At 39.9% G+C, this 25,099-nt stretch carries 22 protein-coding genes and 1 pseudogene; 14 read left to right on the top strand and 9 right to left on the bottom strand.

Going from position 1 to position 25,099, the window contains the following annotated elements; translation table 11 throughout:
• The first annotated feature begins 60 nt into the window (after positions 1 to 60).
• Entirely contained in the window at positions 61 to 1,038 is a 978-nt protein-coding gene (locus tag Q0791_RS07265; RefSeq protein WP_299004264.1) for a hypothetical protein, read from the top strand.
• 26 nt (positions 1,039 to 1,064) lie between these two features.
• On the opposite strand, the gene Q0791_RS07270 is transcribed toward Q0791_RS07265, so the two are convergent.
• The gene (locus tag Q0791_RS07270) at positions 1,065 to 1,796 is read right to left on the bottom strand and encodes a sulfite exporter TauE/SafE family protein (protein WP_299004265.1); all 732 of its coding nucleotides are present in this window, start codon (positions 1,794 to 1,796) and stop codon (positions 1,065 to 1,067) included.
• Between the two features lie 126 nt (positions 1,797 to 1,922).
• Positions 1,923 to 2,237, bottom strand: coding sequence for a met regulon transcriptional regulator MetJ (gene metJ / locus Q0791_RS07275; RefSeq protein WP_299004267.1), 315 nt, complete (start codon positions 2,235 to 2,237; stop codon positions 1,923 to 1,925).
• A gap of 208 nt (positions 2,238 to 2,445) precedes the next feature.
• Between metJ and metB the strand changes: the two genes are divergently transcribed.
• The 3 genes from metB to Q0791_RS07290 all read left to right on the top strand — a co-directional run bounded on the left by metB (position 2,446) and on the right by Q0791_RS07290 (position 6,814).
• Positions 2,446 to 3,606 carry a cystathionine gamma-synthase gene (gene metB / locus Q0791_RS07280; RefSeq protein ID WP_299004269.1) on the top strand — a complete coding sequence of 387 codons (1,161 nt, stop codon included), beginning with the start codon at positions 2,446 to 2,448 and terminating at the stop codon, positions 3,604 to 3,606.
• Positions 3,607 to 3,715: 109 nt separating this feature from the next.
• Positions 3,716 to 6,109, top strand: a complete 2,394-nt coding sequence (locus Q0791_RS07285) for a bifunctional aspartate kinase/homoserine dehydrogenase II (protein WP_299004272.1) — start codon at positions 3,716 to 3,718, stop codon at positions 6,107 to 6,109.
• Between the two features lie 288 nt (positions 6,110 to 6,397).
• A complete protein-coding gene (locus tag Q0791_RS07290) occupies positions 6,398 to 6,814 on the top strand; it encodes a hypothetical protein (protein ID WP_299004274.1) in 417 nt (138 codons plus the stop codon).
• 43 nt (positions 6,815 to 6,857) lie between these two features.
• Here the strand turns inward: Q0791_RS07290 and Q0791_RS07295 are convergent, their stop codons facing one another.
• The 5 genes from Q0791_RS07295 to Q0791_RS07315 form a co-directional block, all read right to left on the bottom strand.
• Positions 6,858 to 8,384 (bottom strand): APC family permease, encoded by a 1,527-nt coding sequence (locus tag Q0791_RS07295; protein WP_299004276.1) that lies wholly within the window; start codon positions 8,382 to 8,384, stop codon positions 6,858 to 6,860.
• Between the two features lie 409 nt (positions 8,385 to 8,793).
• Positions 8,794 to 10,344 carry an APC family permease gene (locus Q0791_RS07300; protein WP_299004277.1) on the bottom strand — a complete coding sequence of 517 codons (1,551 nt, stop codon included), beginning with the start codon at positions 10,342 to 10,344 and terminating at the stop codon, positions 8,794 to 8,796.
• 138 nt (positions 10,345 to 10,482) lie between these two features.
• Positions 10,483 to 10,734 carry a YfhL family 4Fe-4S dicluster ferredoxin gene (locus Q0791_RS07305; RefSeq protein ID WP_299004279.1) on the bottom strand — a complete coding sequence of 84 codons (252 nt, stop codon included), beginning with the start codon at positions 10,732 to 10,734 and terminating at the stop codon, positions 10,483 to 10,485.
• A 6-nt stretch (positions 10,735 to 10,740) separates the two neighbouring features.
• The gene (gene yegQ / locus Q0791_RS07310; protein WP_299004281.1) at positions 10,741 to 12,147 is read right to left on the bottom strand and encodes a tRNA 5-hydroxyuridine modification protein YegQ; all 1,407 of its coding nucleotides are present in this window, start codon (positions 12,145 to 12,147) and stop codon (positions 10,741 to 10,743) included.
• 306 nt (positions 12,148 to 12,453) lie between these two features.
• Positions 12,454 to 13,644, bottom strand: a complete 1,191-nt coding sequence (locus Q0791_RS07315; protein ID WP_299004283.1) for an alpha-hydroxy acid oxidase — start codon at positions 13,642 to 13,644, stop codon at positions 12,454 to 12,456.
• Positions 13,645 to 13,814: 170 nt separating this feature from the next.
• Here Q0791_RS07315 and Q0791_RS07320 point away from each other — a divergent pair, with 170 nt between their 5' ends.
• A complete protein-coding gene (locus Q0791_RS07320; RefSeq protein WP_299004285.1) occupies positions 13,815 to 14,138 on the top strand; it encodes a hypothetical protein in 324 nt (107 codons plus the stop codon).
• Positions 14,139 to 14,304: 166 nt separating this feature from the next.
• On the opposite strand, the gene yjgA is transcribed toward Q0791_RS07320, so the two are convergent.
• On the bottom strand, positions 14,305 to 14,847 hold the full coding sequence (gene yjgA, locus Q0791_RS07325; RefSeq protein ID WP_299004287.1) for a ribosome biogenesis factor YjgA: 543 nt from the start codon (positions 14,845 to 14,847) through the stop codon (positions 14,305 to 14,307).
• A gap of 164 nt (positions 14,848 to 15,011) precedes the next feature.
• Here yjgA and pmbA point away from each other — a divergent pair, with 164 nt between their 5' ends.
• The 3 genes from pmbA to Q0791_RS07340 all read left to right on the top strand — a co-directional run bounded on the left by pmbA (position 15,012) and on the right by Q0791_RS07340 (position 18,122).
• Positions 15,012 to 16,352, top strand: coding sequence for a metalloprotease PmbA (pmbA, locus tag Q0791_RS07330; RefSeq protein WP_299004289.1), 1,341 nt, complete (start codon positions 15,012 to 15,014; stop codon positions 16,350 to 16,352).
• Between the two features lie 553 nt (positions 16,353 to 16,905).
• Positions 16,906 to 17,448, top strand: coding sequence for a hypothetical protein (locus tag Q0791_RS07335; RefSeq protein WP_299004291.1), 543 nt, complete (start codon positions 16,906 to 16,908; stop codon positions 17,446 to 17,448).
• Between the two features lie 131 nt (positions 17,449 to 17,579).
• Entirely contained in the window at positions 17,580 to 18,122 is a 543-nt protein-coding gene (locus Q0791_RS07340; RefSeq protein WP_299004293.1) for a GNAT family N-acetyltransferase, read from the top strand.
• A gap of 23 nt (positions 18,123 to 18,145) precedes the next feature.
• On the opposite strand, the pseudogene Q0791_RS07345 reads toward Q0791_RS07340, so the two are convergent.
• A pseudogene (locus Q0791_RS07345) lies at positions 18,146 to 18,615 on the bottom strand (amino acid racemase).
• Between the two features lie 169 nt (positions 18,616 to 18,784).
• Here Q0791_RS07345 and Q0791_RS07350 point away from each other — a divergent pair.
• From Q0791_RS07350 to Q0791_RS07375, 6 genes are all read left to right on the top strand, one after another.
• Complete coding sequence (locus Q0791_RS07350; RefSeq protein ID WP_299004294.1) at positions 18,785 to 19,195, top strand: hypothetical protein; 411 nt, start codon at positions 18,785 to 18,787, stop codon at positions 19,193 to 19,195.
• A gap of 178 nt (positions 19,196 to 19,373) precedes the next feature.
• Complete coding sequence (gene lhgO, locus Q0791_RS07355) at positions 19,374 to 20,606, top strand: L-2-hydroxyglutarate oxidase (protein ID WP_299004296.1); 1,233 nt, start codon at positions 19,374 to 19,376, stop codon at positions 20,604 to 20,606.
• Positions 20,607 to 20,820: 214 nt separating this feature from the next.
• Complete coding sequence (locus Q0791_RS07360) at positions 20,821 to 21,165, top strand: metalloregulator ArsR/SmtB family transcription factor (RefSeq protein ID WP_299004298.1); 345 nt, start codon at positions 20,821 to 20,823, stop codon at positions 21,163 to 21,165.
• Positions 21,166 to 21,185: 20 nt separating this feature from the next.
• A complete protein-coding gene (locus Q0791_RS07365) occupies positions 21,186 to 22,196 on the top strand; it encodes an ArsJ-associated glyceraldehyde-3-phosphate dehydrogenase (RefSeq protein ID WP_299004300.1) in 1,011 nt (336 codons plus the stop codon).
• A complete protein-coding gene (gene arsJ, locus Q0791_RS07370; protein ID WP_299004302.1) occupies positions 22,190 to 23,428 on the top strand; it encodes an organoarsenical effux MFS transporter ArsJ in 1,239 nt (412 codons plus the stop codon). Before Q0791_RS07365 ends, arsJ begins: the two co-directional genes overlap by 7 nt.
• Positions 23,429 to 23,602: 174 nt before the next feature.
• Entirely contained in the window at positions 23,603 to 24,988 is a 1,386-nt protein-coding gene (locus Q0791_RS07375) for a sodium:alanine symporter family protein (protein ID WP_299004304.1), read from the top strand.
• The last annotated feature ends 111 nt before the right edge of the window (positions 24,989 to 25,099 follow it).

Raw genomic sequence — 25,099 nt, forward strand, 5'->3', positions numbered from 1 at the left:
CTTATCGAAGAATGATTAGGGAATGGCTACCTTTTGTTATCATGTCGCAGGGAAGAAAAAATGATGAAATATAGCCTCTTTAGGTTGTTAATTAACGTCTTTTTTTATTTTTCAGTGAGCAATATTGTGTATGCGGGAGCGTTTTCAGATAAATTTGTAAATGACTTATTGAACGAAAAAGATGTCAACGGATTAATGCTTTCTCTGCAGAAAGATTGGACGATAAAACATTTTCCTTCTTATTATGGTATGAGGTTAATTGAGAAGAAAAAAGAACAATTACAGTTGGATACGCTTGGAACGTTTCCCGCGCTATTTGACATTGAGCTGAGTACCTTTGCCTATGAACACACCTTACCTCATTCAATGCCATTTCTTGATGCAATGATGGATACGTCTGAGGAGTTAGTCGCCGCAAAGAAAGTGAAAACAAGGGGGTTATTGATTAATATCCCTTTATCTATTGTGAATATGCCGATTAATGTGGGTGTACTTTCTTATGCTTCGCATTTAACATCGGCCTCTTTTGCTGATAACCCTTCGTTACCTGCCAATACGGTGGAAAATGTTAATGAGTTATCTAATCAAACCGTAATCAATCTTGACTTGCAACTTTCTATGGCATTATTTGATGATGTTAAGTTAGGGGTTTCTGGCAGTCATTTGATTTCTCAATCCCAATTTACAGCGACCAACTTTGATGATGGATTACCTAATATAAGTTATTCGACGTTAACTGCTGGTATGGCTTATGATTGGAATGAGATCCATTTTTCAACTGAAATTGATTTATATAGACAGGCTGATTGGGATCAAGGGCTATCTGCACAATTTTGGCGGGTTGGGGGATATGTGACACCATTTTCTTGGTTGGGTATTGAACTAAATTATTATTATAATGTAACCAATAAGCAAGAAAGTCTTTATTCTATGGGATCTGAGTTTAAATTTGGCGATAAATTTTCTGTCGATTTTTCGGGTGTTTATCGTCAGTCTAATCATATAGAAGGCCTGCTAAGAACCTCATATGATTTTTAAGTCTATCTTTTTTGGTAATTGTTATTTTACCGATATAATTCAATTAATGACTCAATAATGATAATCAATGCGCTGACTATACACAGGGCATGTGTGGCGATTCGAATGGTATGCTTATTTGTGTTTTTAGCTAATCTTTTTGCAGTTAAATGGCCTAATACTACCGCTGGCAGAAGCAATAAAGCGGTAATAATATGATGAAATGTGATTAAGCCTGCAAAGCTTAGTATCAAGATTGAAATTAATGAGCTAAAAAGAAAAAATGCAGATAAAACTGCTCGAAATTGATTGGCTTCTTTATTTGCAAATAATAAGGCCATTGGCGGACCGCCAATGCCGGCAACATTAGCGAAAATACCTGAGAGCACGCCAGCGGTAAATAAACTAAAGCGATTAATTGGACAATAGAGTTTGAGTCTATTCAGGCCAACGGCTAGCGCAACAATGGTGCCAATAACTAAGCCTAGAATAGGTTTTGGTGCCATTAATAATAAAATCGTGCCGAGAATTCCACCCGGAATGCGACCAAGTAAGGCAAATTCCAGGCCTTTAAATTCTAAATCTTTTCTTGATTTTAAAAGCGTTAAACAGGCAATGGTGAACCCCATCAATATGACAGGAACAGGGACCATTGTAGGATCAATAAGATATAATAATGGACTGGCAATAATGGCGAGCCCAAATCCAATTAAGCCTTGTGTTAAAGCCCCGCAATAAACAATGAATAATCCATAAAGTAAAGTGTGTATTTCAGGCATGCTTACGTCCTAAAATCATGTAGCCAGAGTAAAAAAGAGACGTTTATTTATGGGGTAGCAGTCATTGAATATTAAGAGCAAGTAAGAGGTAAGGTTTGCAAGCTCCTTACCTGTTTTTATCTAAGATTATTCCATTTCTTCCCATTCAATGCCCATTTCATTCATCAGGCGCTTAACTTCTGCAGGCATGCTATCGGGTTTTTCTTTGGATAAATCGTCATCATTTGGTAGCGGTTGACCAGTATAAGCGTGTAAAAATGCTTCACATAATAATTCGCTGTTTGTTGCATGGCGAAGATTATTGACCTGACGACGTGTTCGTTCATCCGTTAATATTTTCAACACCTTTAGTGGGATTGAAACGGTAATTTTTTTTACCTGTTCATTCTTTTTGCCATGTTCGGCATAAGGGCTTATATAGTCGCCATTCCATTCAGTCATTAACTCACCTAAAATTTCATAATTCGGGGCAGATTTTAACCCTTTACTAAGCACAGTCAAACTTTGCTTTTAATTTAGCGTAATTGAGGTTGGATTTCTACATGTTTAGACGTCTAAATGGCCGAAACTTGGTTGACGCGGGTGATTTGCTTAGGTACATTTAGACGTCTAGACATCTTTAAAATCATTTGCTGATCAGGAGTCGTACATGACAGAGCAAAAGCTAGCCACATTAGCAGTGCGTCAAGGCATTGAATCTGACAAGCAACATGGGGCTGTTGTCCCCCCTATTTACTTATCAACGAATTATTCTTTTGATGGGCATAAAAACCCGAGAGCCTTTGATTACAGTCGTTCGGGCAATCCGACTCGAACCGTTTTAGGTGATGCCATTGCAAGCCTTGAAAAAGGGGAAAGTGGCGTTGTGACATGTACTGGTATGGCAGCCATTACCTTAGTGGTGAGCTTACTTGGCCCTGAAGATTTATTAGTGGTCCCCCATGATTGTTATGGGGGCAGTTATCGGTTATTTACTAATTTGGCCAATAAAGGACAATTTAAGTTATTAGTGGTTGATCAAACGGACAGTGCTGCGCTTGATAGGGCGATTGCTCAGAAACCTAAATTGGTGTGGTTAGAAACACCTTCGAATCCACTTTTACGTGTGGTGGATATTGAAGCCATTGCTACTGCTAGTCATAAAGTTGGTGCGTTAGTCGCTGTTGATAATACTTTTTTATCACCTATTTTACAGCAGCCATTACTTTTAGGGGCTGATATTGTTGTACACTCAACGACTAAATATATCAATGGACACAGTGATATTGTTGGTGGTGCTGTTGTGGCAAAAACCCCTGAACTGAGTGAAAAATTACATTGGTGGTCAAATACCTTAGGGCTAACAGGTTCGGCACTGGATAGCTATTTTACGCTTAGAGGGATCCGCACCTTAAGTGTTAGAGTGCGTGAGCATCAAGCTAATACACAGCGTATCCTTGCTATATTGACGGAAAGTGATGCAGTGTCCAATGTTTATTACCCCGGTCTTGCTTCTCATCCCGGCCATGAGATTGCAGCAAAACAACAAAAGGGCTTTGGTGCCATGCTAAGTTTTGAGCTAAAAGGTGGTGAAGCTCAGTTGGAGGCTTTTCTAGCGGCATTAAGTTTGTTTTCATTGGCTGAAAGTTTAGGTGGCGTTGAAAGTTTAGTGGCTGTTCCTGCTACAATGACGCACAGAGCAATGGAGAGAGAAGCGCGTCTAGAAGCGGGAGTGAAAGATACGCTAATTCGATTGTCAGTAGGGATTGAAGATGCTGATGATTTGGTCGCTGACCTTCAAGCTGGATTGGCTGCCGCTAAAGCCGTTTAATCAGATTTATTGTAAATATTAGTGATTGAGAGCTGCGTCACTGACATGGTGTGTTTACTCTTTGTAAATTGCATGCCGAATTATTTGAGTTGTTGTATAGGAGTTATCCATGGCACGTTGTCACTTACATAAATTTGGTGGCTCCAGTTTAGCGGATGCGGATTGCTATCGCCGTGTTGCGCATATTTTATTAACCCATGGTCACAGTGATGATCTTGTTGTGGTGTCTGCCGCAGGGAAAAGCACCAATTTTTTATATAAGTTATTGTCTTTAAAAACGAGTGGTTTGCTTTGGCAAGAAGAACTGCATGATCTTATTCATTATCAGCAGGATTTAATCGAACAGTTATTATCCAGTGGCTCTGCGCGCAGTTTACGCGAACGTTTGTCAACGGATAAAGCACAATTAATGAGTTTACTGTCTTTAGAAAAGATAAGTGAATATCAAAGCCATCAAGTTGTGAGTTTTGGAGAGCGTTGGTCTGCTCGTTTGTTGGCTGCACTGCTTAGAGAGTCCAGCGTTGCTGCTATTGATGTGGATGCACGTACTTTGTTAATTGCTGATGAGGGAGCGGTGCCGCAGATTCAAGTGCCGGGATCCCGTCAACGAGTGCAGGCACTTCTTGATGCTCATCCCAATGAGCGCATCGTGATCACAGGTTTTATCTGCGCAAAGGAAACGGGAGAAACATTACTGCTGGGACGAAATGGCTCTGATTACAGTGCGACATTAATTGCGAGTTTAGCGGATATTGAGCGAGTCACTATTTGGACAGATGTTGAAGGGGTATTTAATGCCGATCCTAATAAAATAAATGATGCGACATTATTAAAAAGTTTATCCCTTGATGAAGCCGATAGATTGGCGCATTTAGGATCCCCTGTACTACATAATCGTACCTTACAGCCTTTATTCGATACACAAGTGAGTCTGGCGGTTCGCTCAAGTTATGCCCCTCATACTGATTTTACGCTTATTGCGCCCAAAAGTTCATCGGCGAGCGCTCCTGTGGTGACAAACTTGAGTAGTGTTGCTTTATTCAGCATGCAGATTAAAGGCGAGTTATCGGCCTTACTGAATGAACTTAAACAAGCGGAGTTGGCGCCGCTAGCGCATTGGTCATTGCATGTCCATAAGCTTGACATTGCTTTTACTCATGAAAATGAGAAGCAAGCGATGACATTGCTTGAGCGTTTACAAAGTGCTTATCAGATTGACAATATCTCTGTCAGGACAGATTTTGGTTTAGTGGCCTTGGTGAGTGCAGATGCGCAATTATATCGCCGTGGTTTTGCTCGTTTATTGAGTCGAGATGCAAAAGCACTGTTTAATGATCATTTGAGTTTAGTGACCTTAGTGCCCCACTCACAAGTTAATTTATTGACGCAGAAGGTGCACAGGCGTTGTGCGGGTCCTCGTAAGCGTATTTGTGTTGTATTGTTTGGAACGGGCAATATTGGTTCCGCTTGGATTGATTTATTTCATCAATCAAGGGAAAGTTTAAATTCAGAGTTGGAGGCCAGTGTTGAACTCATTGGCTTAGTGAGTTCAAAAAAAGCCCTGATCCAAGCTGAACAAATTCCTTTAAATCAATGGCAAGAATCATTTGATAACCAAGCTGTCTCTTGGCATTTTGACCAATTATTATCAGATCTAGATGCGGTTGAGTGTGATGAGCTAATTGCATTAGATATTAGTGCCAGTATGGAACTGACCCTTAAGTACTCTGCACTTTTTGCTCGCGGTATTCATATCGTGAGTGCAAATAAATTGGCTGGTTCGGGGCCGCTGTCTTTTTATCATGAATTAAAGTCTCAACTGGGGAATCGTAGGCTCTTTTGGCGCTACAATGCCAGCTGTGGAGCCGGTTTGCCTGTGCAGCATGCATTGAATGATTTACACCATAGCGGCGATAGTATTCAAGCCATTGGGGGGATTTTCTCGGGAACCTTATGCTGGTTATTTGAGCATTTCAATGGGATAACGCCTTTTTCTCAATTGGTTCTTGAAGCCAAGTCATTAGGCTTGACAGAACCGGATCCCAGAGATGACTTATCTGGGCGAGATATGCAGCGTAAGTTACTCATTTTAGCTCGCGAAATTGGATTGCCATTAGAGCTTGATGGTATTACTTTGCATTCTTTGGTGCCTGAAGCACTCATCAGTTTGCCCTTAGCACAATTCATTGAGCGTATTGGTGAGCTAGATGCAGTATTACAGCAGCAATTTGAAGCGGCTCAAGAGCAGGATCAGGTTCTGCGTTATGTCGCGACACTTGATAATGTGAATGGCTCATTGAAAGCCGAAGTTGGCCTTCAATGGGTTGATGCGGATCACGCTTACGCGAATCTGACGCCTGGGGATAATGTATTTGTGATAAAAAGTGCATTTTATCAGGATAACCCGTTAATCATTAGAGGACCGGGTGCAGGGCGAGAGGTCACCGCCGCTGCAGTGCAATCGGATTTAGCTCATATTTGTCATGACTTATTAAAAGAGTAATGAGGCTTTTACTTGGGTTATGAATGAAAAGGGCTAGCAATTAGCCCTTTTTTGTGTCTGTTAGATTTTCATAATATTGTGGATTGTTTTTTCTTTTTATATGTAGCAGTTGATTTAGTTATTTTTTTTTAGGGTAACATATAAGGCACAAGAATAACTCACTATAGGTATTCAGTTTCATTCAGTAAAGTTTATGATTTGTCATTGGCGATTAAAAATAAGCTCCAGTTTTACTTACTTTTTATTGCGAGCTAAAAGTGATTTATATTTTTAATATAAGGATAAAAAATGAAGGCATTATTAAAGTCGGTGGCATTTCTAGGATTAGCTTCAGCATCTCAAGGAGCATTAGCGGAAACGGTTGATGTGAATGCATTACATGATTGGCAAACCGTTGAGTTTGCCTCTCCTGTTAACAGTATTACAAGTATTACTGGTGGTTGGTCTGTTGATACTTATCATTATTCTTCAGTAGGCGCTAGTGGCCACACTGGGCAGGCTGCCCGTTCCTTAGCACCATGGAATCATTATAAGTATGATCGCAAGTATCCATTTGGTGCGTTATTAGTTGATATTGAAGGCATGGGGCATATGGATGTTAAAGGGCCTATGATGTTTGAAGAGCCAGTTACCTCAATTCGTATTCGAATTAATGATATTGCTTTAGGAGATAATAAAGGTATTCTTACAGTGACATTTGAATAATCAGCGATAAATGTATAATTGGATCAGATCATAACTATCTGATTCAATTTTCATGTGTAATCGATTTTTGATTGACTAGCAAAGCGTGGAATATCATTGAAGCAATAATATAAATAATATAATAGGTTAAGTCATGTTGGATTAGGGTATCGGCAAGGCTGTATAAAATAACAAACAAGAGGTAAACGAAAATAGTCCATGCTGAAGCCAAGGCTTGTAAAATGGAAGGTATTTTATTATGGGGATGTAGACTACAAGCGTAGCTGATAAAAAAGACGACATGGAGTAAAAGGGCAACCGTGAGGTTTTTAATACCACACAATAATAAAAAATAAGAGAGGACAATGAAAGTGATACGAGAGAATTGTGCTGAGTAAGGTAATATGCTAACGGGAAAGCCTTCCGTTGACTTTAATAATTTTGAATAGGTTATAGGGAGCGCAATACAGGATATAATAATGAAAGTGGTGGTTAACCCTGCGATGAGCTGCCAATTACGAAAGAAGAAAATTAATATCAATGAGCAAATAAAACTGATAATCAGTGCCCGTCTTGAAAAAAGTATCTTTTTATCCTTGGTGCCAAAAAAGGCAGGCATTTGTTTATATTTAACCATTTCATTGAGTTGGCGAGAAGCTATGCCTAGGTATAATAACCCTGTTCCTGTTGGGCTTATAACTGAATCAGCGTAGAGAATAATCACAATAAAATTAAGCCCTATAATGGCAGCGAGTTGGGCCAGAGGGGATTCAAAATTTAAGTGTGTCCATCCTTGTGCTAACATTTCTGTGGGTAATGCACCGATAAAAGCGACTTGCAGTAATAAATAAATGATTAATACAATAAGGACACTGCTGACAAGTGTGATGGGAATATTTCTTTTTGGATTGTCTAGTTCGGCACAAAAAGAAACAGCAGCTTGAAAACCAAAAAAAGAATAAACTATTCCACTCGATACGATGGCGGCTAATACACTATTAAAGTCATAGGGCATGAAACTATTTTGATAAGCCGTGAAGTTATTAGTATCAAATGCAGTAATAATGAAAATAATCGCCACACTGGTAGGGACAATAATTTTAACCCAAGTAATGGCATTATTGACGCGAGATAAAAACTGGATCCCCCAGTAATTAACCAGTAAATAAAATAACATAAATAGTGCCGTTAGACCCATGCCTAGGTCTGTTATTTCTCCATTATTAAATAAGTAAGGGGTCCACACTGGATTGACTGTGGCAAGGTATTGCGTGGAGGCTATGGCTTCAGAGGGAACAAGAATGAGGGCAAGTAACCAATTTGATATTCCTGTGACAAAGCCAAAATGTTGATTATGGGATAGGCTGATTAATCGAGTAAACAAGCCATTTATTGGGTGTTTTATAGCGATTTCGGATAATAACATTGCCATAATTAAGATAATGATCGCCCCGATTATCCAAGATAATATTGATGCTGCCCCCGCTATCTTGGATGAATAGTATGCGGCGAATAACCAGCCACTGCCTATCATAGTGCCAATACTGAGAAAAATAGTAGAGAGCAAACCTGGTTGTTTTTTTTGAGGCACTTGTCACTCCATTATTTCAAATGAATTTATCGTTGAAGTGGAGAAGGTATCATTATAGGTATAAGTGCTTTTTAGTGTCTTGGCAAGGCAAGGCAAGGCAAGGCAAGGCAAGGCAAGGCAAGGCAAGGCAAGGCAAGGCAAGGCAAGGCAAGGCAAGGCAAGCTACTAGAATATTGTTTTTGTATTCAGGCGGCTTAGTCTGACAGTCTTTTTAGGTTTTTCCTAAATTCATATAATAAGTGCATTGGTGATCAAGTGATACTTTATCAGCAGCTCGTCACGGGTTTCTTGATACGCCGTATTGCAGAGATGATTTATCTGGGTGAGATATGCAGCGTAAGTGACTCAATCTCGTTAAAATGCTTGGTTAAACGAGGGGAGCTGACGAGTTGATATCGTTTTTGAGGCGTTATTTGTCTGCTTTTTTATCTTCAATCATATTATGAGTAAAAGATTGTTGATTAACTAAGGGGATGAAAAAAAACAGGGATGCGAGTACATACAGTAAATAGAAAAGTATTCCCTGAGTAACGTATAACCCAGCTATACCATACACAGTTACGAATGTGAGGTATGCAAATATCACCCAAGCTGAAAAGAAAGCTGACTTTAAAGTTTGAAATGGATTGCTTGGATTTATGCTATAGGCATAGCTGATAAAAAAAAGAAAATGTAATGCTAACGCAACGGAGAGATTTTTAGGGCCCGATAGCAATAAAAAATAGGATAAAAACAGAAAGGTTAATAGTGAAAATAGCCTTGATGCGGGTAATATTCTCACCGATAGCCCTTCGGAGTGGTTGAGCATTTTTGTGTAAGCAATAGGTAATGCAATGCAGGAGATAAGAATAAATGTGGTGGTTAATGTCGCGAGTAGCTGCCAATTTCGAAAAAAGAAAATCAGTAGTAGTGAAAAGAGAAAACTTATCACCAATGAACGTCTAGAAAAGTGTATTTGTTGATTACGTGTTCCTAATATCGCGGGCATTTGTTTATGTTTTACCATTTCATTGAGCTGCCGAGCCGTTACGCCTAAATATAATAGTCCAGTCCCTGAAGGGCTGATGACTGAATCGACATACAATACAAGGACGATAACGTTGAGCCCTATGATACTGGCTAATTGGGCTAATGGTGATTCAAAATTTAGACTCGCCCAACCATCAAGGAGCATTTGAGAGGGTAAAGCGCCAATAAAAGCGACTTGTAATAGCAAATATATGGTCAATACAATGAGAATGCTGCTCACAAGAGTGATGGGAATGTTTCTTTTAGGGTTCTCGAGTTCAGAACAAAATGAGACAGCAGCCTGAAACCCAAAAAACGAATAAAAGATGCCGCTTGAAACAATAGCGGTAAAAATGCTGCCTATACCGTAGGGTATAATGCTATCTTGATAAAGCGTAAAATTACGGCTGTCAAATGAGGCAATGATAAAAATAATCGCTATGCTGGCAGGGACAATAATTTTGATCCAAGTAATGACATTATTGACACGTGATAGTAATCGAATCCCCCAATAATTTGCCAATAAAAAGAATATCATAAATAAGCTGGTTACACCTAATCCCAAAAGCGTTAGTTGCTTATTATGGAATAAGTAAGGTGTCCAAGTAGGATCTATGGTGGCGATATATTGGGTCGATGCCATGGCCTCTGAGGGGACGGCAATGAGTCCCAGTAACCAGTTGGATATGCCTGTAACAAAACCAAAATGTGGATTATGAGAGAGACTGATTAATCGAGTAAACAGCGCATTAACGGGGTATTTTATGGCAATTTCAGCTAATAATAATGCCATGATTAATACAAGGATAGCACCAATGATCCAAGACAATATCGATGCGCTACCTGCAATTTTTGATGAATAATAAGCGGCAAATAACCAGCCACTACCTATCATGGTGCCGACGCTTAAGAATATGGTTGAGATTAAACCGGGTTGACGAATGTTAGACACGCCTAGTTCCATGGTCATGTGTATGAGTATGTTAGGTATAAGTCCTTTTTAGTGTCTTGGCAAGGCAAGGTGCCCAAGCCACTAGCATATTGTTTTTGTACTCAGGCGGCTTGGTATGACAGCTTCTTTAGGTTTTTTTTAGTGCGCATTGGTGATCATGTGATACTTTATCAGCAGTTCGTCACGGGATTCTTGATGAGCGGGATCGGGGACAATACAGGTAATAGGACACACTGATTTACAGGTGGGTTTATCATAATGTCCTACGCATTCAGTGCATAGTATAGGGTCAATTTCAAAAATTGACTCGCCTAATGTGATGGCCTGATTGGGACACTCAGGCTCACACATATCACAGTTAATGCATTTATCGTTAATAAGTAATGCCATGAATATTTAAAATCCTGAGGATCTTGCTTTGTCTTGATGGTTTTGTGCGTGAGGCTGGCGCGTATTTTGTCCTTGTGGCAAGTTGCGTAACAAAATGGCTTTGTGAATATCAACCTCTGTGGGTAAGGTTAAAAACACAAAGTGACCTGAGCCTAAGCCGGAGGTAATAGTTTCATTTTTGCGATTTAACAGTGTTTCAATGGTCAGAGTCAGGTTACTTTGAGGCGTCATGATTTCAACACTGTCACCCACTGAAAATTTATTCTTTACATCGACTTCTGCCATGCCTAATTCATTATACTTTCCTGTAAACTCACCGACAAATTGCTGGGTATCACTGATTGAATAACCATAATCATAGTTTTGATATGCATCATGGGTATGTCGACGCAGGAAGCCTTCCGTATACCCGCGATGGGCTAAGCCTTTAAGATTATGCATTAAAGCACGATTGAAGTCTTTACCTGCTGATGCATCGTTAATGGCTTGGCGATAGAGCTGTGCGGTGCGCGCCACATAATAAAAGGATTTAGTTCGCCCTTCAATTTTTAATGAATCTATGCCCATTTTTGCTAATCTTTCTACATGTTGAATGGCTCGAAGATCTTTTGAGTTCATGATATAAGTGCCATGTTCATCTTCAAAGGCTGGCATATATTCGCCTGGGCGGCCCGCTTCTTGTAGTAAGAAAATATCATTACTCGGTGCATGTATTTGCTGATGTTCAGTCAAATGAGGCGTGTGTTGTTGCACTTCTGGTGAAGTGGCAATAATATTCCCCTCTAGGGTTTCTTGGGCTGGATGAGCATCATATTTCCAGCGGCAAGCATTAGTACAAGTTCCTTGATTCGAATCGCGTTTATTGATGTACCCCGATAATAAGCAGCGGCCAGAATAGGCCATACAAAGGGCACCATGGACAAAGACTTCAAGTTCAATATCGGGGCAACGTTGGCGAATTTCTTCAATTTCATCAAGGGATAACTCACGGGATAGGATCACACGCTTAATACCTTGTTGCTGCCAAAATTTAACTGACGCCCAATTGACCGCATTGGCTTGTACTGAGAGGTGGATCTCTTGCTCAGGAAAGGTCTCTCTCACCATCATGATAAGGCCGGGATCTGACATAATAAGCGCATCGGGCTGCATGGCAATAACGGGTTGTATGTCTTTAATGTAGGTTTTAAGCTTACCGTTATGGGGAGCGATATTACTGACGACGTAGAGTTTTTTATTCAACGAATGGGCTTCTTGAATACCCGTTTTTAAATTTTCCAGACTAAAGTCATTATTACGTACTCTTAAGCTATATCTAGGCTGTCCAGCGTAGACAGCATCGGCGCCATAGGCAAAGGCATAACGCATATTCTTTAATGTGCCAGCGGGTGATAATAACTCAGGTGTAAACATACAATTCCTTAAGGCAAGCGTTAACGTTTGCGAAAACGGGTGAAGCTGATTTTTAAAAAGTCGCGGGATCCTACTTGGGATCGCGTATCAGGCGCAAATCTTGTGTTTGAAAAAGTGCGCTAAAATGCATCTTCTTTGATTGAGATCAATTCTTTGTCACTTTGATTAATATTTCGATGAAGAAAAGCTTTGCCTTTTAGAGCATCAATATTTGCAGCGCCTATTTACTGCATCTGCTGCATGATTTGTGTGAGCTGAGCTTTAAGCAGGGTAGCAGGGTAATAGTGGATGTTATGCTGCCCGCCTTCATTGCCTATTTTGATTAACATCATGATGAAGAAAAGCTTTGCCTTTTAGAGCTTCAATATTTTCAGCGCCCACTTGCTGCATGATTTGTATGAGCTGAGCTTTAAGCATGGCAATGGCGTGTTGGCCGCCGTCATTGCCCAGAGCACAAACGCTATACATAAACAGCCTACCGAGAAAGGTAAACTGTGCCCCTAATGCGAGGCTTCCTGCAATGTCAGCACCTGAGCGCAAACCGCTATCTATCATGATGGTGATTTTATCTTGGTAGCGGTTTTGTAATTGTGTGAGTGGCATTATCGGTGATTCACTGAAATCCAGCTGCCTTGCGCCATGATTAGACAATATAACCCCATCACAGCCTAACTTTATGGCTTGCTGTAAATCATGTTCACTCATGACTCCCTTGATGATGAGATTGCCTGGCCAATTATCTCGAATAGCTTTTAGGCTATCGAAATCCAGCCCGCCCATGATGGCTGTGTTCATGAGTTCTGTGAGTTCTTGTTTTTGACTGCCTACTGGCATATAAGGCGTTAAGTTTTTAAATTTTGGGAGGCCGTGTTTAAGGGTGTTAAAACTCCATTTAGGTTTGATGGCCGCTTGATACAGATTTTTTAAGGTCAAGTTTGGCGGCATCGCAAGACCATTATGAAAATCTCTTGGACGAAAACCAAAAGTGGGAACATCAATGGTGATGACTAAATTTTTGTATTGCATGACTTTGAGTCTATCTAAGATGTCATCACGAATATCGAGTTCGGTAGGATTGTATAATTGGTACCAAGCTTGTCCATGTGTGGCTTCGGCAATTTGTTCTAATGACTCAGATGAAACCGTACTTAAAATATAAGGGATATTATGTGCGTAGGCGGCTTTGGCCAAAATGATGGGCGCGTTTGGCCACATGAGACCTTGTAAACCAATAGGGGCTATGCCAAAAGGAGCGCTATAAGTGTGTCCAAGAAGAGTGACTTGTGTATCGACCGAAGAACTTGCTTGAATATATTGAGGTGTAAAGTAAATGCTATTCATGACTTGTCGATTGCGTTTAAGGCCAATCTCGTCCATACAGCCTTCAATTAAATGATCATAGGCAAATTTGGGAATATTTTGACGTGCCTTTTGTTTGAGCTGTTTACTGCTGGCGTAATCACGATTAAAACGTAAATCTATGTTTGGTTTTGGCATTTCGCAACCATTTCTGTCGATGATCCATTAGAAAAAGAGTAGCACGGATCTATGGCCTTGATTGAAACGATTAAGGTGTTAAAGGGAATTGAGAGGAATAAACTCAGTATGTTTTGATTTATCATGTTATCATATTGTTTTTTTTGTTATTTAATTTTAAGGGCTGTTTGATGTTAAGGTATTTTGCGTTAGTTGTAGGTGTGGTGTGTTCTATGAATGCTTATGCGGCCTGGAAGTCATCTGAGTATGTCAATATTCGTACTCTTTATCCTTTTGATAAAGGGTTAGCATTTAATACGGAGCATGTGGATAAAGCCTTGTCACTTTGTGACAATGGCACACGTTTTTTCTTATCTAGTGAAGATAAAAATTATCAAGTCAAAGCCAGTGCTTTGATGGCCGCTTTTATGGCGAAAAAGCAAATCTTAATCAGATATGATGAGGATCAAGCGCCTGCTTGTGAAGCTAAAGTGAACCGTTTCTTGGTTAGATAGTTAACTAAGGATGTGAGAAGAAGAGGTCGCCTATATAATGAAGCTAAGGTGAATCGATTCTTGGTTAAGCTTGGTTAAGTCAGTATTGAGCGAACAATGAAGGGGTGAGCGTTTTCATTGTTCGTTTAAGGTTATTCTGTTCATTATTTATTTACGTAATGAAATATTAGCTATTTATTTCATTACGTAAATACAGGCTAAAATCTTTTGCCGTTTTAGACTCATTGATATCTGGATTTTTGGCCAATTCTTTATGGGTTTGGCGAACCAGTTGTCTGAGCTTTTGCCTTTCAAGTTGTGGATATCGTTCAAGTAATGACTGAATGGCAATATCCCCTTCAGCTAATAATTGATTACGGGTTTTATCTGCCACATTTTTTTTGGCACTTTCGTTGTGATTTTGATTGAGTACATTTTTAAGCGCGATTTGAATAGCCTCAATATCTTCATTGCGCATGATTTTACCAATAAACTGTAACTGACGGCGATGAGCTTCAGTATTGATTTTAATGGTTTTTGCTTTAAGTAAGTTGTCGAATAGCTGCTCGTCGAGGTCGAGTTTCTCAAGTTGGCTTTTGCTCATTGAGACAAGGCGTTTGCCGAGATCTTGATAAATCATTATTTCGCGCTTGGTTTCAGCGCGGCTAACATAATCATCATTTTGATCATAAGGTTGTTTAAAGTGTTCTGAGTCACCAACAATGTTCATATATAAAAATCTCCAGCTAAATCTGCCCCTATTCTAACATTGATGCCATGTGCAAACCAGTTACCGCGAGTTCAATATATTGAGGGGGCTTGAAAATGAAAATGGGATTAATGAATAGGGTTTGTTATGCTAAAGGTATTCCCGCTAACTTATAGAGTACGTTTGTGTCTACATCTAGCATTGATATTGAATTAGCCCCCTTGAAAAATGCCGTTGCCATGGCGCTTGAATTTGCCGCCAGTTTAGGAACCAGCGCCGCTGAAGTGGCGATCAGTAAGCAACAAGGTTTATCGGTTTCGACTCGATTAAAAGAAGTCGAAACCGTTGAGTTTAATAAAGACGGCGCTTTAGGGATCACCTTGTATCGAGACGGCTGTAAAGGCAGCTCCTCTACCTCTGATTTGAGTCCTGAAGCCATTAAAGAAGCCGTAAAAGCCGCTGATGATATTGCACGTTTTACTTCAGAAGATCCTTTTAGCGGTTTGGCTGATAAAGATAGAATGGCCACTGAGTTTCATGATCTTCAACTTTATTATCCTGAAGAGATCAGCCCAGAAGCTTTGACTGACTTGGCGGTTCGCGCTGAAACGGCGCTTTTGAATGCTGATGAGCAAATAAAAACCTCAGACGGTGCAAATGTTAATGCCCATACTAGCTTTAAAGTGTATGGCAATAGTCATGGTTTTTTACAGGGCGAGGCCAGTTCTCGTTATAGTTTAAGCTGTGTAGCCATTGCAGAAGCAGAAGGGAAAATGCAACGAGATTATGATTATACCGTTGCAAGACAATTAAATGATTTAGTTTCACCTGAAGCTGTGGGCCAACAAGCCGCCCAAAAAACCCTTGATCGGCTTTATGCTCGAAAAATTGCGACAACCCAATTGCCAATTTTATTGAGTCCAGAAATTGCAACGGGATTAATGGGGCATTTAGTGGGGGCGATTAGTGGTGGTAGCTTGTATCGAAATTCAAGCTTTTTACAAGATGCCTTGGGCTCAACTATTTTTCCAGACTGGTTCAGTATTGTTGAGCAGCCTCATTTACAAGGTGGATTGGCAAGTGCCAATTACGATGCAGAAGGTGTGGCAACGATTGATCGCCATATTATCGATAATGGACGGCTCGCCAGTTATTTACTCACTAGTTATTCTGCTCGAAAATTAGGAATGGAGAATACAGGGCATGCTGGTGGTATTTATAACTGGACTTTATCTCATACAGAGCAGACCTTTGCAGAATTAATAAAAGAGATGAATACTGGATTATTGATTACTGAAGTGATGGGGCAAGGGGTAAATGGCGTGACGGGAGACTACTCTCGAGGTGCTGCGGGTTTTTATGTGGAAAACGGGGTCATTTTATATCCTGTTGAAGAGATCACAATCGCTGGTAATCTAAAAGATATGTATAAAAATATGGTGGGAGTGGCGAAAGATCTCGATCTGCGTTCATCCATTAGAACTGGCGGTATATTATTAAGTGATATGAAAGTGGCGGGTAATTAACTATCCTCAGTCACGGGGATATAAGATTATTTTATTATTAACGCGGAAAAATGATTAATTAACTAGGCCTTAGTAGGGGCATCATTATTTGATGCCCCCTGTTTGTTAGTGTTTTATTTTTCATTGTTAATCATGTTAGCTTATAAGTTTAATTGTCTATTTTTATTATAGAGTTGTAGTTTTTTTATTTTTGTCTCATTTAGTTATTTAGGCATAAGCGCAAGATGTGATACGGCTTATCTCTATGTTATTAAATGTTTTTAATTCTATTTGGTTATAAAGTATGCTTTTAAAGTGTGATTAATTTACAAAAGTATGAAATGAGGGCTTATGGTTGAAATGGTAATCGTTAATTAAGGCGAGACAATAAATTAAAATAACTATTTTTCAGTTGGTTAATTTGAGTTTTTATTGTATTCATTGAGTCCTATTGGTGTGGCTTTCGTGAATGTTTCTTCTGTTTTTGTTTGTTCCTCATCCATAAGTATGATTGTACAGCGAATCTTGTATAAGTAGTATGCAGTCATTCCTTTCGCTACTAAGACGTGCAGCCATGAAAATATCTCTCATTTTTAGTGCTTTAGTTGGCCTGTTGCTTATAACAGAACCTGTTAAAGCCAGCTCGCTTGAAGTTTATACTTTAAATAATGGTTGTAATGCCTCTGCGGCCATAGAAATGAGTTTTAAAGGCACCCTTGAACTGCCCTCTAGTGTCGAACAGGTTTCTCTTAATGATGAGAAAGTCAAAAAAGGCCGTGTTTATGGTATCGATTGGTATGAAGACTTGCCTTTGTCACTTGAGGCGGGAAATCCACTATCGATCAATTGGTTGTTGCCTAAGCACAAAGTTGCTAACGCTAAAAAAGAGATCGTCAGTACTGCTTATTTTGAGGCGTATTGTGCTAATACTCATGAAAAACTCGGTGAGTTTGAAATTGATATTAAGGCCAAATATAATCAGCTTGGTTTATTAGAATCAAAAGAAACGGGTTTTAGGCATGTGAACTTTTATGGTAAGCAGTGTGGCTTATATAAAGTCATGGCCAAAAGTTATTCCCCTAAATCATTACAACTTGCCTGTTTTAGCGCTAATTGAGCTGTTGTCAACAAAACAAATATCAGCATTAAATAATTTGCTTTTTCTTTACTTTTTGTGATGACTGTTAATTAAATAATGACATATTTATCAATAATATGTTTTTATCTTCAATAAGAAAAGGAAGTCTAATGTACGTTACTCAATCTACACGTTTAAGTTACCGCTTAATGGAGGATTCTGATGCTGAATTTTTATATCAGCTTGATCAAGATCCTGAGGTGATGCGTTATATTAATGGTGGTAATAAAACATCCCGTGAAGATATCCATAATATCATATTGCCTAGAATGCATTGCTATAAAAATAGTGATAAAGGTTGGGGAAAGTGGAAAGTCACAGTGATAGAAACTCAGCAAGATATTGGATGGATTATTGTTAGGCCGATGGATTTTTTTTCGACGACTGTAGAGCCTCAATGGAATAATTTAGAGTTAGGTTGGCGTTTTTTTCAGTCATCTTGGGGAAAAGGATACGCCAGTGAAGCGGCCAAGCATTTAATGAGTGCTTTGCTTACACAAACTCCAGATTTAACTTTCAGTGCCATTGCAAATGAGGTTAATGATGCTTCTATCAATATCATGAAGAAGTTGGGTATGCGTTATGTGAAGACTTATTTACATAGTGATCCTCTTGGTGATTGTGATGTGGTGTTATATCAGATAGCGAGTTAATCGCTATCATTGCAAAGTATGCTTTATTCTGATTGAGATAAAGCAACATTAATTGCTGCTTGTACATGGATCTTAGTGGTATCATACAAGGGTATGTTAGTGTCATTTTTGTGCACGAGCAACCCTATTTCTGTACAACCGAGGATTACGGCTTGTGCTCCTTGTTGGTGAAGTTTATTAATGATTTCTAAGTAGCGTGTTCGGGAGGAGCTCGATATTACGCCTAAACACAACTCTTGATAAATAATATCATGTATCACTTGCCTTTCATCTTGATTTGGGCTGATGATGTCGATGCCAAATTTATCTGTGATCCGCCCCTTATAAAAGTCTTGTTCCATAGTGAATTTTGTTCCCAATGACCCAATCTTTTTCATGCCATCTTGGCTGAATTTAATCCGCCTAATGCGGCTTTAACTCCTTGGTTGAGTCCTTGATAATAACTCATGGTGGATTTCCAGCTCATTTCACCTAATAACCCTATGGTTTTTATTTGCTTTGCTTTCATTATTGAGTATCTCACTCGAGATCAAGTTATCTCATAAAATACGCTATACAGTATTGTATGCAATTGACCTAGTCGCTTATCGACATAGCGTGATGAGGAAATGACAAATATGATTGGGGTTATGATTGAGGTGAAAAAAATTGAAGGGGATTGAATGCCTGGACATCAGCTTGCTTCTGGTTTAGCAAAAGGTAGTCCTTTTTTTAAAGGCACCATTGCGATGCAAGCGCCTTATTTTTTGAAAGCTGGATTAGACTTATCATTTTGTTATTCAGGGACGTTAAATATTGATTTTGGTTATCATTTTACATTGTCGTCGCCTGATTTTCAGTTTGATAACGTCAAATGGACTGAACAGTTTCCTTCTGAGTCATTTTCTTTTTTTAAGTGCTCTGTTTTCAATGGTCATGTATGGCAACTTGGGTATATTTATTTACCTCATCCAGAAACAAAATTGGGTCACTTTCAAAAAAGCACTGTGATTGAAGTGCTAACCGCTAAGCTTGAGAATCTTCATTATGGGGATAAGATAGTGAGTAAAAGCGCTAAGTTGGCTCGGTTATAAAAGCAAGGATGTAAAAACCAAACTTGGTTGGCTCGATGATAAAAGCAAGGATGTAAAAACCAAACTTGGTTGGCTCGGTTATAAAAGGATTCAGTGTGGCGGAGTTCATTTTAGATCTAAGTAAAGGAAAGAGATGTAAAAAACAAATTTGGTTAGCTCGATGATAGAAGGATTGAATATGGTAGCAGTGCATTCAGAGGTCGATGTAAAAGAAACACATGAGCAATATGATTATGTGGTGATTGGTGCGGGAATTGTCGGAATGGCGACGGCGTGCGAATTACAAAGGCGCCAACCTCATGCGAGCATTGTTGTCTTAGAAAAAGAGCGGGCAGTCGCATTGCATCAAACTGGGCGTAATTCAGGGGTGATCCATGCCGGTGTTTATTATGCTCCAGGGAGCTTAAAGGCTCAATTTTGTACTCAAGGAAACAGAGAGACAAAAGCATTTTGCCGTCAGCATGATATTCCATTTGAAGAATGTGGCAAGTTGATTGTGGCAACACAAGCGGCTGAGCTCCCTCAGCTTGATATCCTCTTGGAGCGATGTCACTTGAACGGTATTGAGGCTATTAAACTCGATGCCAATGCACTCAAGCAAAAAGAGCCTAACGTCACAGGATTAGCTGCATTATGGGTTTCAGACTCTGCTATCGTGAACTATCAGCGTATAGTGCAAGTCATGGCCCAAGAATTTGTCTCTCGTGGTGGAGAAATACGTTTTGAAGTAAACATTGTGGCTATTCATGAGAGTAAAGGTGTACAAGTTCAATGCCAACAAGGGACTATTGACGGGAAACAATTAATTGCTTGTGCCGGATTGATGGCGGATAGGTTAGTGACGCTATGTGGTATTGAGGCTGATTTTCGTATTTTGCCTTTTAAGGGGGAATACTTCCTTCTAGATCAGAAGCATAATCAGGTGGTGGATCATTTAATTTATCCTGTACCTGATCCTAAAATGCCATTTTTAGGGGTTCATTTAACGAAAATGATTGATGGTACTGTGACTGTCGGGCCTAATGCCGTGCTGAGCTTGAAGCGAGAGGGCTATAAAAAGTGGGATTGGGCATTTAAAGATAGTATCGAAATATTCAGTTATGCGGGTTTTTGGCGAGTGATCACAAAATATTGGCGATCGGTATTTTGTGAGATAAAAAACTCGATATCGATGCGCGGTTATTTAAAGCGGGTGAATCAATATTGTCCAAGTATTGAGTTGCACGATTTACAGCCTTATCCTTGTGGTATTCGTGCGCAAGCGGTATCCATAAAAGGTGAGTTATTGTCTGATTTTCATTTTCAATCTAGTCAATATACTTTTCATGTGTGTAATGCTCCTTCTCCGGCGGCGACATCAGCTTTACCCATAGCTCGCTATATTGTCGATAAAGTAATGGATAAAGATTAAGTTCGGCTAAGGTTAAACTTAATGACTTAATGACTTAATGACTTAATGACTTAATGACTTAATGACTTAATGATATGCGTTTTTCCCAGTTGAGCTCGACTCAGTTTCATTTTTTTTACTTTATTAAAATACAGGTATATGGATATCCGTATATACGTGATGTATACTTTTTTGTAGTCAAAATTTTAAATTGAAAATGTAATAGGTGATACGAGTGTCTCCAGTGTCTTTTTTTAAGGCGTTAAGTGATGAAACACGTTTACACATCATCATGATGATAGCCAGTGAACATGAACTGTGTGTGTGTGAATTGATGGCAGCCTTAATGCTCAGTCAGCCTAAAATTTCTCGTCATTTAGCCTTGTTACGCCACCAAGGTGTGTTATTGGATAGGCGCCAAGGTCAATGGGTTTTTTATCGAATCAACCCAGAATTACCTGAGTGGGTACGTCATTTGATCACAGCGATCAGTGTAGAGCAATCGCCTCAAATGACTGAGAATATGCATAGGTTAACTCAAATGGGCAGTCGTCCAGAGCGACAGAGTGAGTGCTGTTAAATAGGAAGAGTGAATAAATCATGACAATAAAAATAGGTATTAATGGTTTTGGCCGCATGGGGCGTTTGGCCTTGAGAGCGGGTTGGGATTGGCCTGAGTTTGAATTTGTACAAATCAATGATCCGGCGGGTGATGCTCACACCTTAGCCCATTTATTGAATTTTGATTCTGTTCATGGCGTCTGGCAGCATCAGGCTGAGGGATTGAATAACCGCATTCAAATAGGCAGTGCACAATTAAAAGTGACCCACAATCAGCATATCGCTGAAACAGACTGGTCTGAATGTGACTTAGTGATAGAAGCATCCGGTAAAATGAAAACTAAGGCGCTATTACAAGCTTATTTATTCCAAGGTGTAAAGCGCGTTGTCGTTACGGCCCCTGTAAAAGAAGAGGGCGTATTGAATATTGTGATGGGGGTGAATGAATCTTTATACGATCCAGAAACTCATCGAATGGTTACGGCTGCATCATGCACCACTAATTGCCTTGCGCCTGTGGTTAAAGTGATCCATGAAAGTCTTGGAATAAAGCATGGCTCAATGACGACTATTCATGATATTACCAATACGCAGACGATTTTAGATGCCCCCCATAAGGATCTGCGCCGCGCTAGAGCCTGCGGACAAAGTCTTATTCCCACAACTACAGGCAGTGCTACCGCCATTACCCATATTTTTCCTGAATTAAAAGGTAAGCTCAATGGCCATGCGGTTCGAGTGCCTTTGGCGAATGCATCATTAACCGATTGTGTGTTTGAGCTGGAACGCGCAACCTCGACAAATGAGGTTAACGCTTTGCTTAAAGAGGCGGCAGAGAATGATCTTAATGGCGTTTTAGGCTTTGAAGACAGGCCGTTAGTGTCTGTTGATTATAAAACGGATCCACGTTCTTGCATCATTGATGCGCCTTCAACTATGGTGGTGAATGGCACTCAACTTAAGCTTTATGTGTGGTATGACAATGAATGGGGTTATATTAATCGCACGATTGAATTGGCTCGCATGATTGGACGATTAGATCATTGTTAGCTTATATTCGAGGCTTGCCTTTATCGGTGAGACAATATTTATTGATCACAGCTAACTATTGGTGTTTTACCTTAACTGATGGCGCCTTAAGAATGTTGGTGGTGCTGCATTTTTACCAACTTGGGTATGATGCGCTTGCCATTGCTAGTTTATTCTTATTTTATGAATTTTTTGGTGTGATCACTAACTTAATGGGCGGTTGGCTTGGTGCGCGTGTGGGATTAAATCGCACCATGAATATTGGTTTAGGGTTGCAAGTCGCGGCCTTGTCCATGTTACTCGTACCAAGTGAATGGCTCATTGTGCCTTGGGTAATGGCAGCTCAAGCTTTATCTGGAGTGGCTAAAGACTTAAATAAGATGAGCGCTAAAAGTGCGATTAAAACCTTAGTGCCTGATCGTCAAAATAGTCGACTTTATCAGTGGGTGGCTTGGTTAACGGGATCAAAAAATGCCCTTAAAGGTGCAGGCTTTTTCCTCGGTGGTTTATTACTTTCTGTGGTTGGTTTTACCTTAACAATCACCTTGATGGCTGTCGGTTTAAGCTTGATTTGGTTGCTGAGCATTGTGTTACTGAAGGAAGAATTAGGCAAAACGAGCGTTAAGCCTAAATTTAGTGATCTTTTTTCAACGAGTTGGGCGGTTAACTTACTGTCTATGGCGCGTTTATGTTTATTTGCCTCTCGAGATGTGTGGTTTGTGGTGGCATTACCTGTTTATTTGGCGAGTCAATTAGGCTGGGCGCAAGTGGATGTGGGAAGCTTTTTAGCTGCTTGGATTATTGTCTATGGTTTAGTGCAGTCTCAGGCGCCTAAAATCACAGGGGCTAATGGGACTGGACCAGATGGACGGACAGCATTGTTATGGGGAATCGCATTGATGATGAGTATGGTGCTCATTGCTGTTGCCATGCAATGGTCTATTTTTGTGAGTCAATGGTTGCTTATTTTCGGGTTGATCGTTTTTGGTAGTATTTTTGCTATTAATTCTTCTCTTCATAGTTATTTAATTGTTAATTATGCAAAAAAGGAAGGGGCTTCCCTTGATATTGGTTTTTATTATATGGCGAATGCAGTAGGGCGGCTTTTTGGCACTTTGCTATCAGGCTGGCTTTATCAAAGTTCGGGTTTGCAAGCATGCCTTTATATGGCGGTGGTGTTTTTGGGTTTGACTGTGGTGTTATCCATTTTTCTTCCTCGTGGTGAGTATTCAACAATAAAAAGTGTGCCCTGATAAGTTAAAAAAACCTTTCTTTATGTTCGATTAGCGTGTTTTGCTTTTTCAATTTGTTTTTTTTCCATGTAGTCTGTAAGGAATAAAAAAGTGCGGGTCCTCAAAAAGTATAAAGATGCTAGCTTTGATTTTTTGAGTAATAAAATAAATATCACAACAAATTGAGAGGGTACAATGGAAAGGCTGAGTGAATTTATCAGTGCGATTAACGCAGTGGTATGGGGAACTCCCATGCTCATTATGATCTTAGGTGTAGGATTGTTTTTATCTTTGGGGCTGCGATTAATGCCTGTATTGAAGTTAGGAACAGGCTTTAAATTATTATGGTCAGGACGTACATTAAGTAAAGATTCCAACATTAAAGGTGAGATAAGCCCGTTTAATGCATTAATGACTTCTTTGTCAGCAACCATAGGGACAGGCAATATCGCCGGTGTGGCAACGGCGATTTTTATTGGCGGTCCCGGTGCGCTTTTTTGGATGTGGTGTACTGCACTGGTGGGAATGGCGACAAAATTTGCCGAGGCTGTGTTGGCAGTAAGATACCGAGAAGTGGACGGCGAGGGACACAGTGTGGGTGGCCCTATGTATTATATTAAAAATGGACTCGGTAAAAAATGGGCTTGGTTAGGTACTGCGTTTGCTTTATTTGGGTCTGTTGCTGGTTTTGGTATTGGTAATACGGTTCAAGCGAACTCTGTGGCAGATGCGTTAAGCACTAATTTTGGTATTCCTAGCTGGGTCACAGGCTTGGGCTTAATGTTGTTGGTCGGCGCGGTACTGATTGGGGGGATTAAGCGTATTGCTGAAGTGGCCGGAAAACTTGTGCCGTTAATGACGATTTTTTATATTGGTGCTGGATTAGCCGTGTTAGTGATGAACTTTGCTCAAATTCCAGCCGCTTTTACGTTAATTGTTCAAAGTGCCTTTAGTCCTGTCGCTGCACAAGGTGGGTTCGCGGGCGCTGCGGTTTGGGCTGCTATTCGTTTTGGTGTTGCAAGAGGTGTATTTTCTAATGAGGCAGGTTTAGGGAGTGCGCCAATAGCTCATGGTGCGGCGAAAACCAATAATCCAGTTAAGCAAGGCTTAGTGGCTATGTTGGGCACTTTCATTGATACCTTAATTGTTTGTACTATTACTGGACTTGCGATTGTGGTGTCTGGGGCTTGGACATCGGGTGAAACTGGGGCTTCGTTAACCTCTGTTGCTTTTTCTTCTGCTTTACCGATAGGACATTATATTGTTGCAATTGCATTAAGTGTTTTTGCCTTTACCACTATTTTAGGTTGGAGCTTTTATTGTGAACGTTGTGTGCAATATCTATTGGGTATAAAAGCAGTTAAGCCTTTTAGAATTTTATGGATAGTGGTTGTACCTTTGGGGGCGGTGAGTTCCCTTGAGTTTGTGTGGTTATTGGCTGATACACTTAATGCCATGATGGCGCTACCTAATTTAATTGCATTAACTTTGCTCAGTCCTGTTGTTTTCAAACTGACTCGAGAATATTTTGATGGTAAACAAGAGACAGATTTGGTTGAAGGGGTGAATGAGCCACTATAGGTGGTAAGATATAAAAAAACCTCCAAGGGATTGGTAATGCCAGTAAGTTAAGCTTATTGGCATTTTTTATTTCTAGCATATCGCTGTGGTCTTCGTTTGACTGCTCGGGGA

Origin of the sequence: uncultured Shewanella sp. (assembly GCF_947495455.1) — a bacterium.
GTDB lineage: Bacteria > Pseudomonadota > Gammaproteobacteria > Enterobacterales > Shewanellaceae > Shewanella.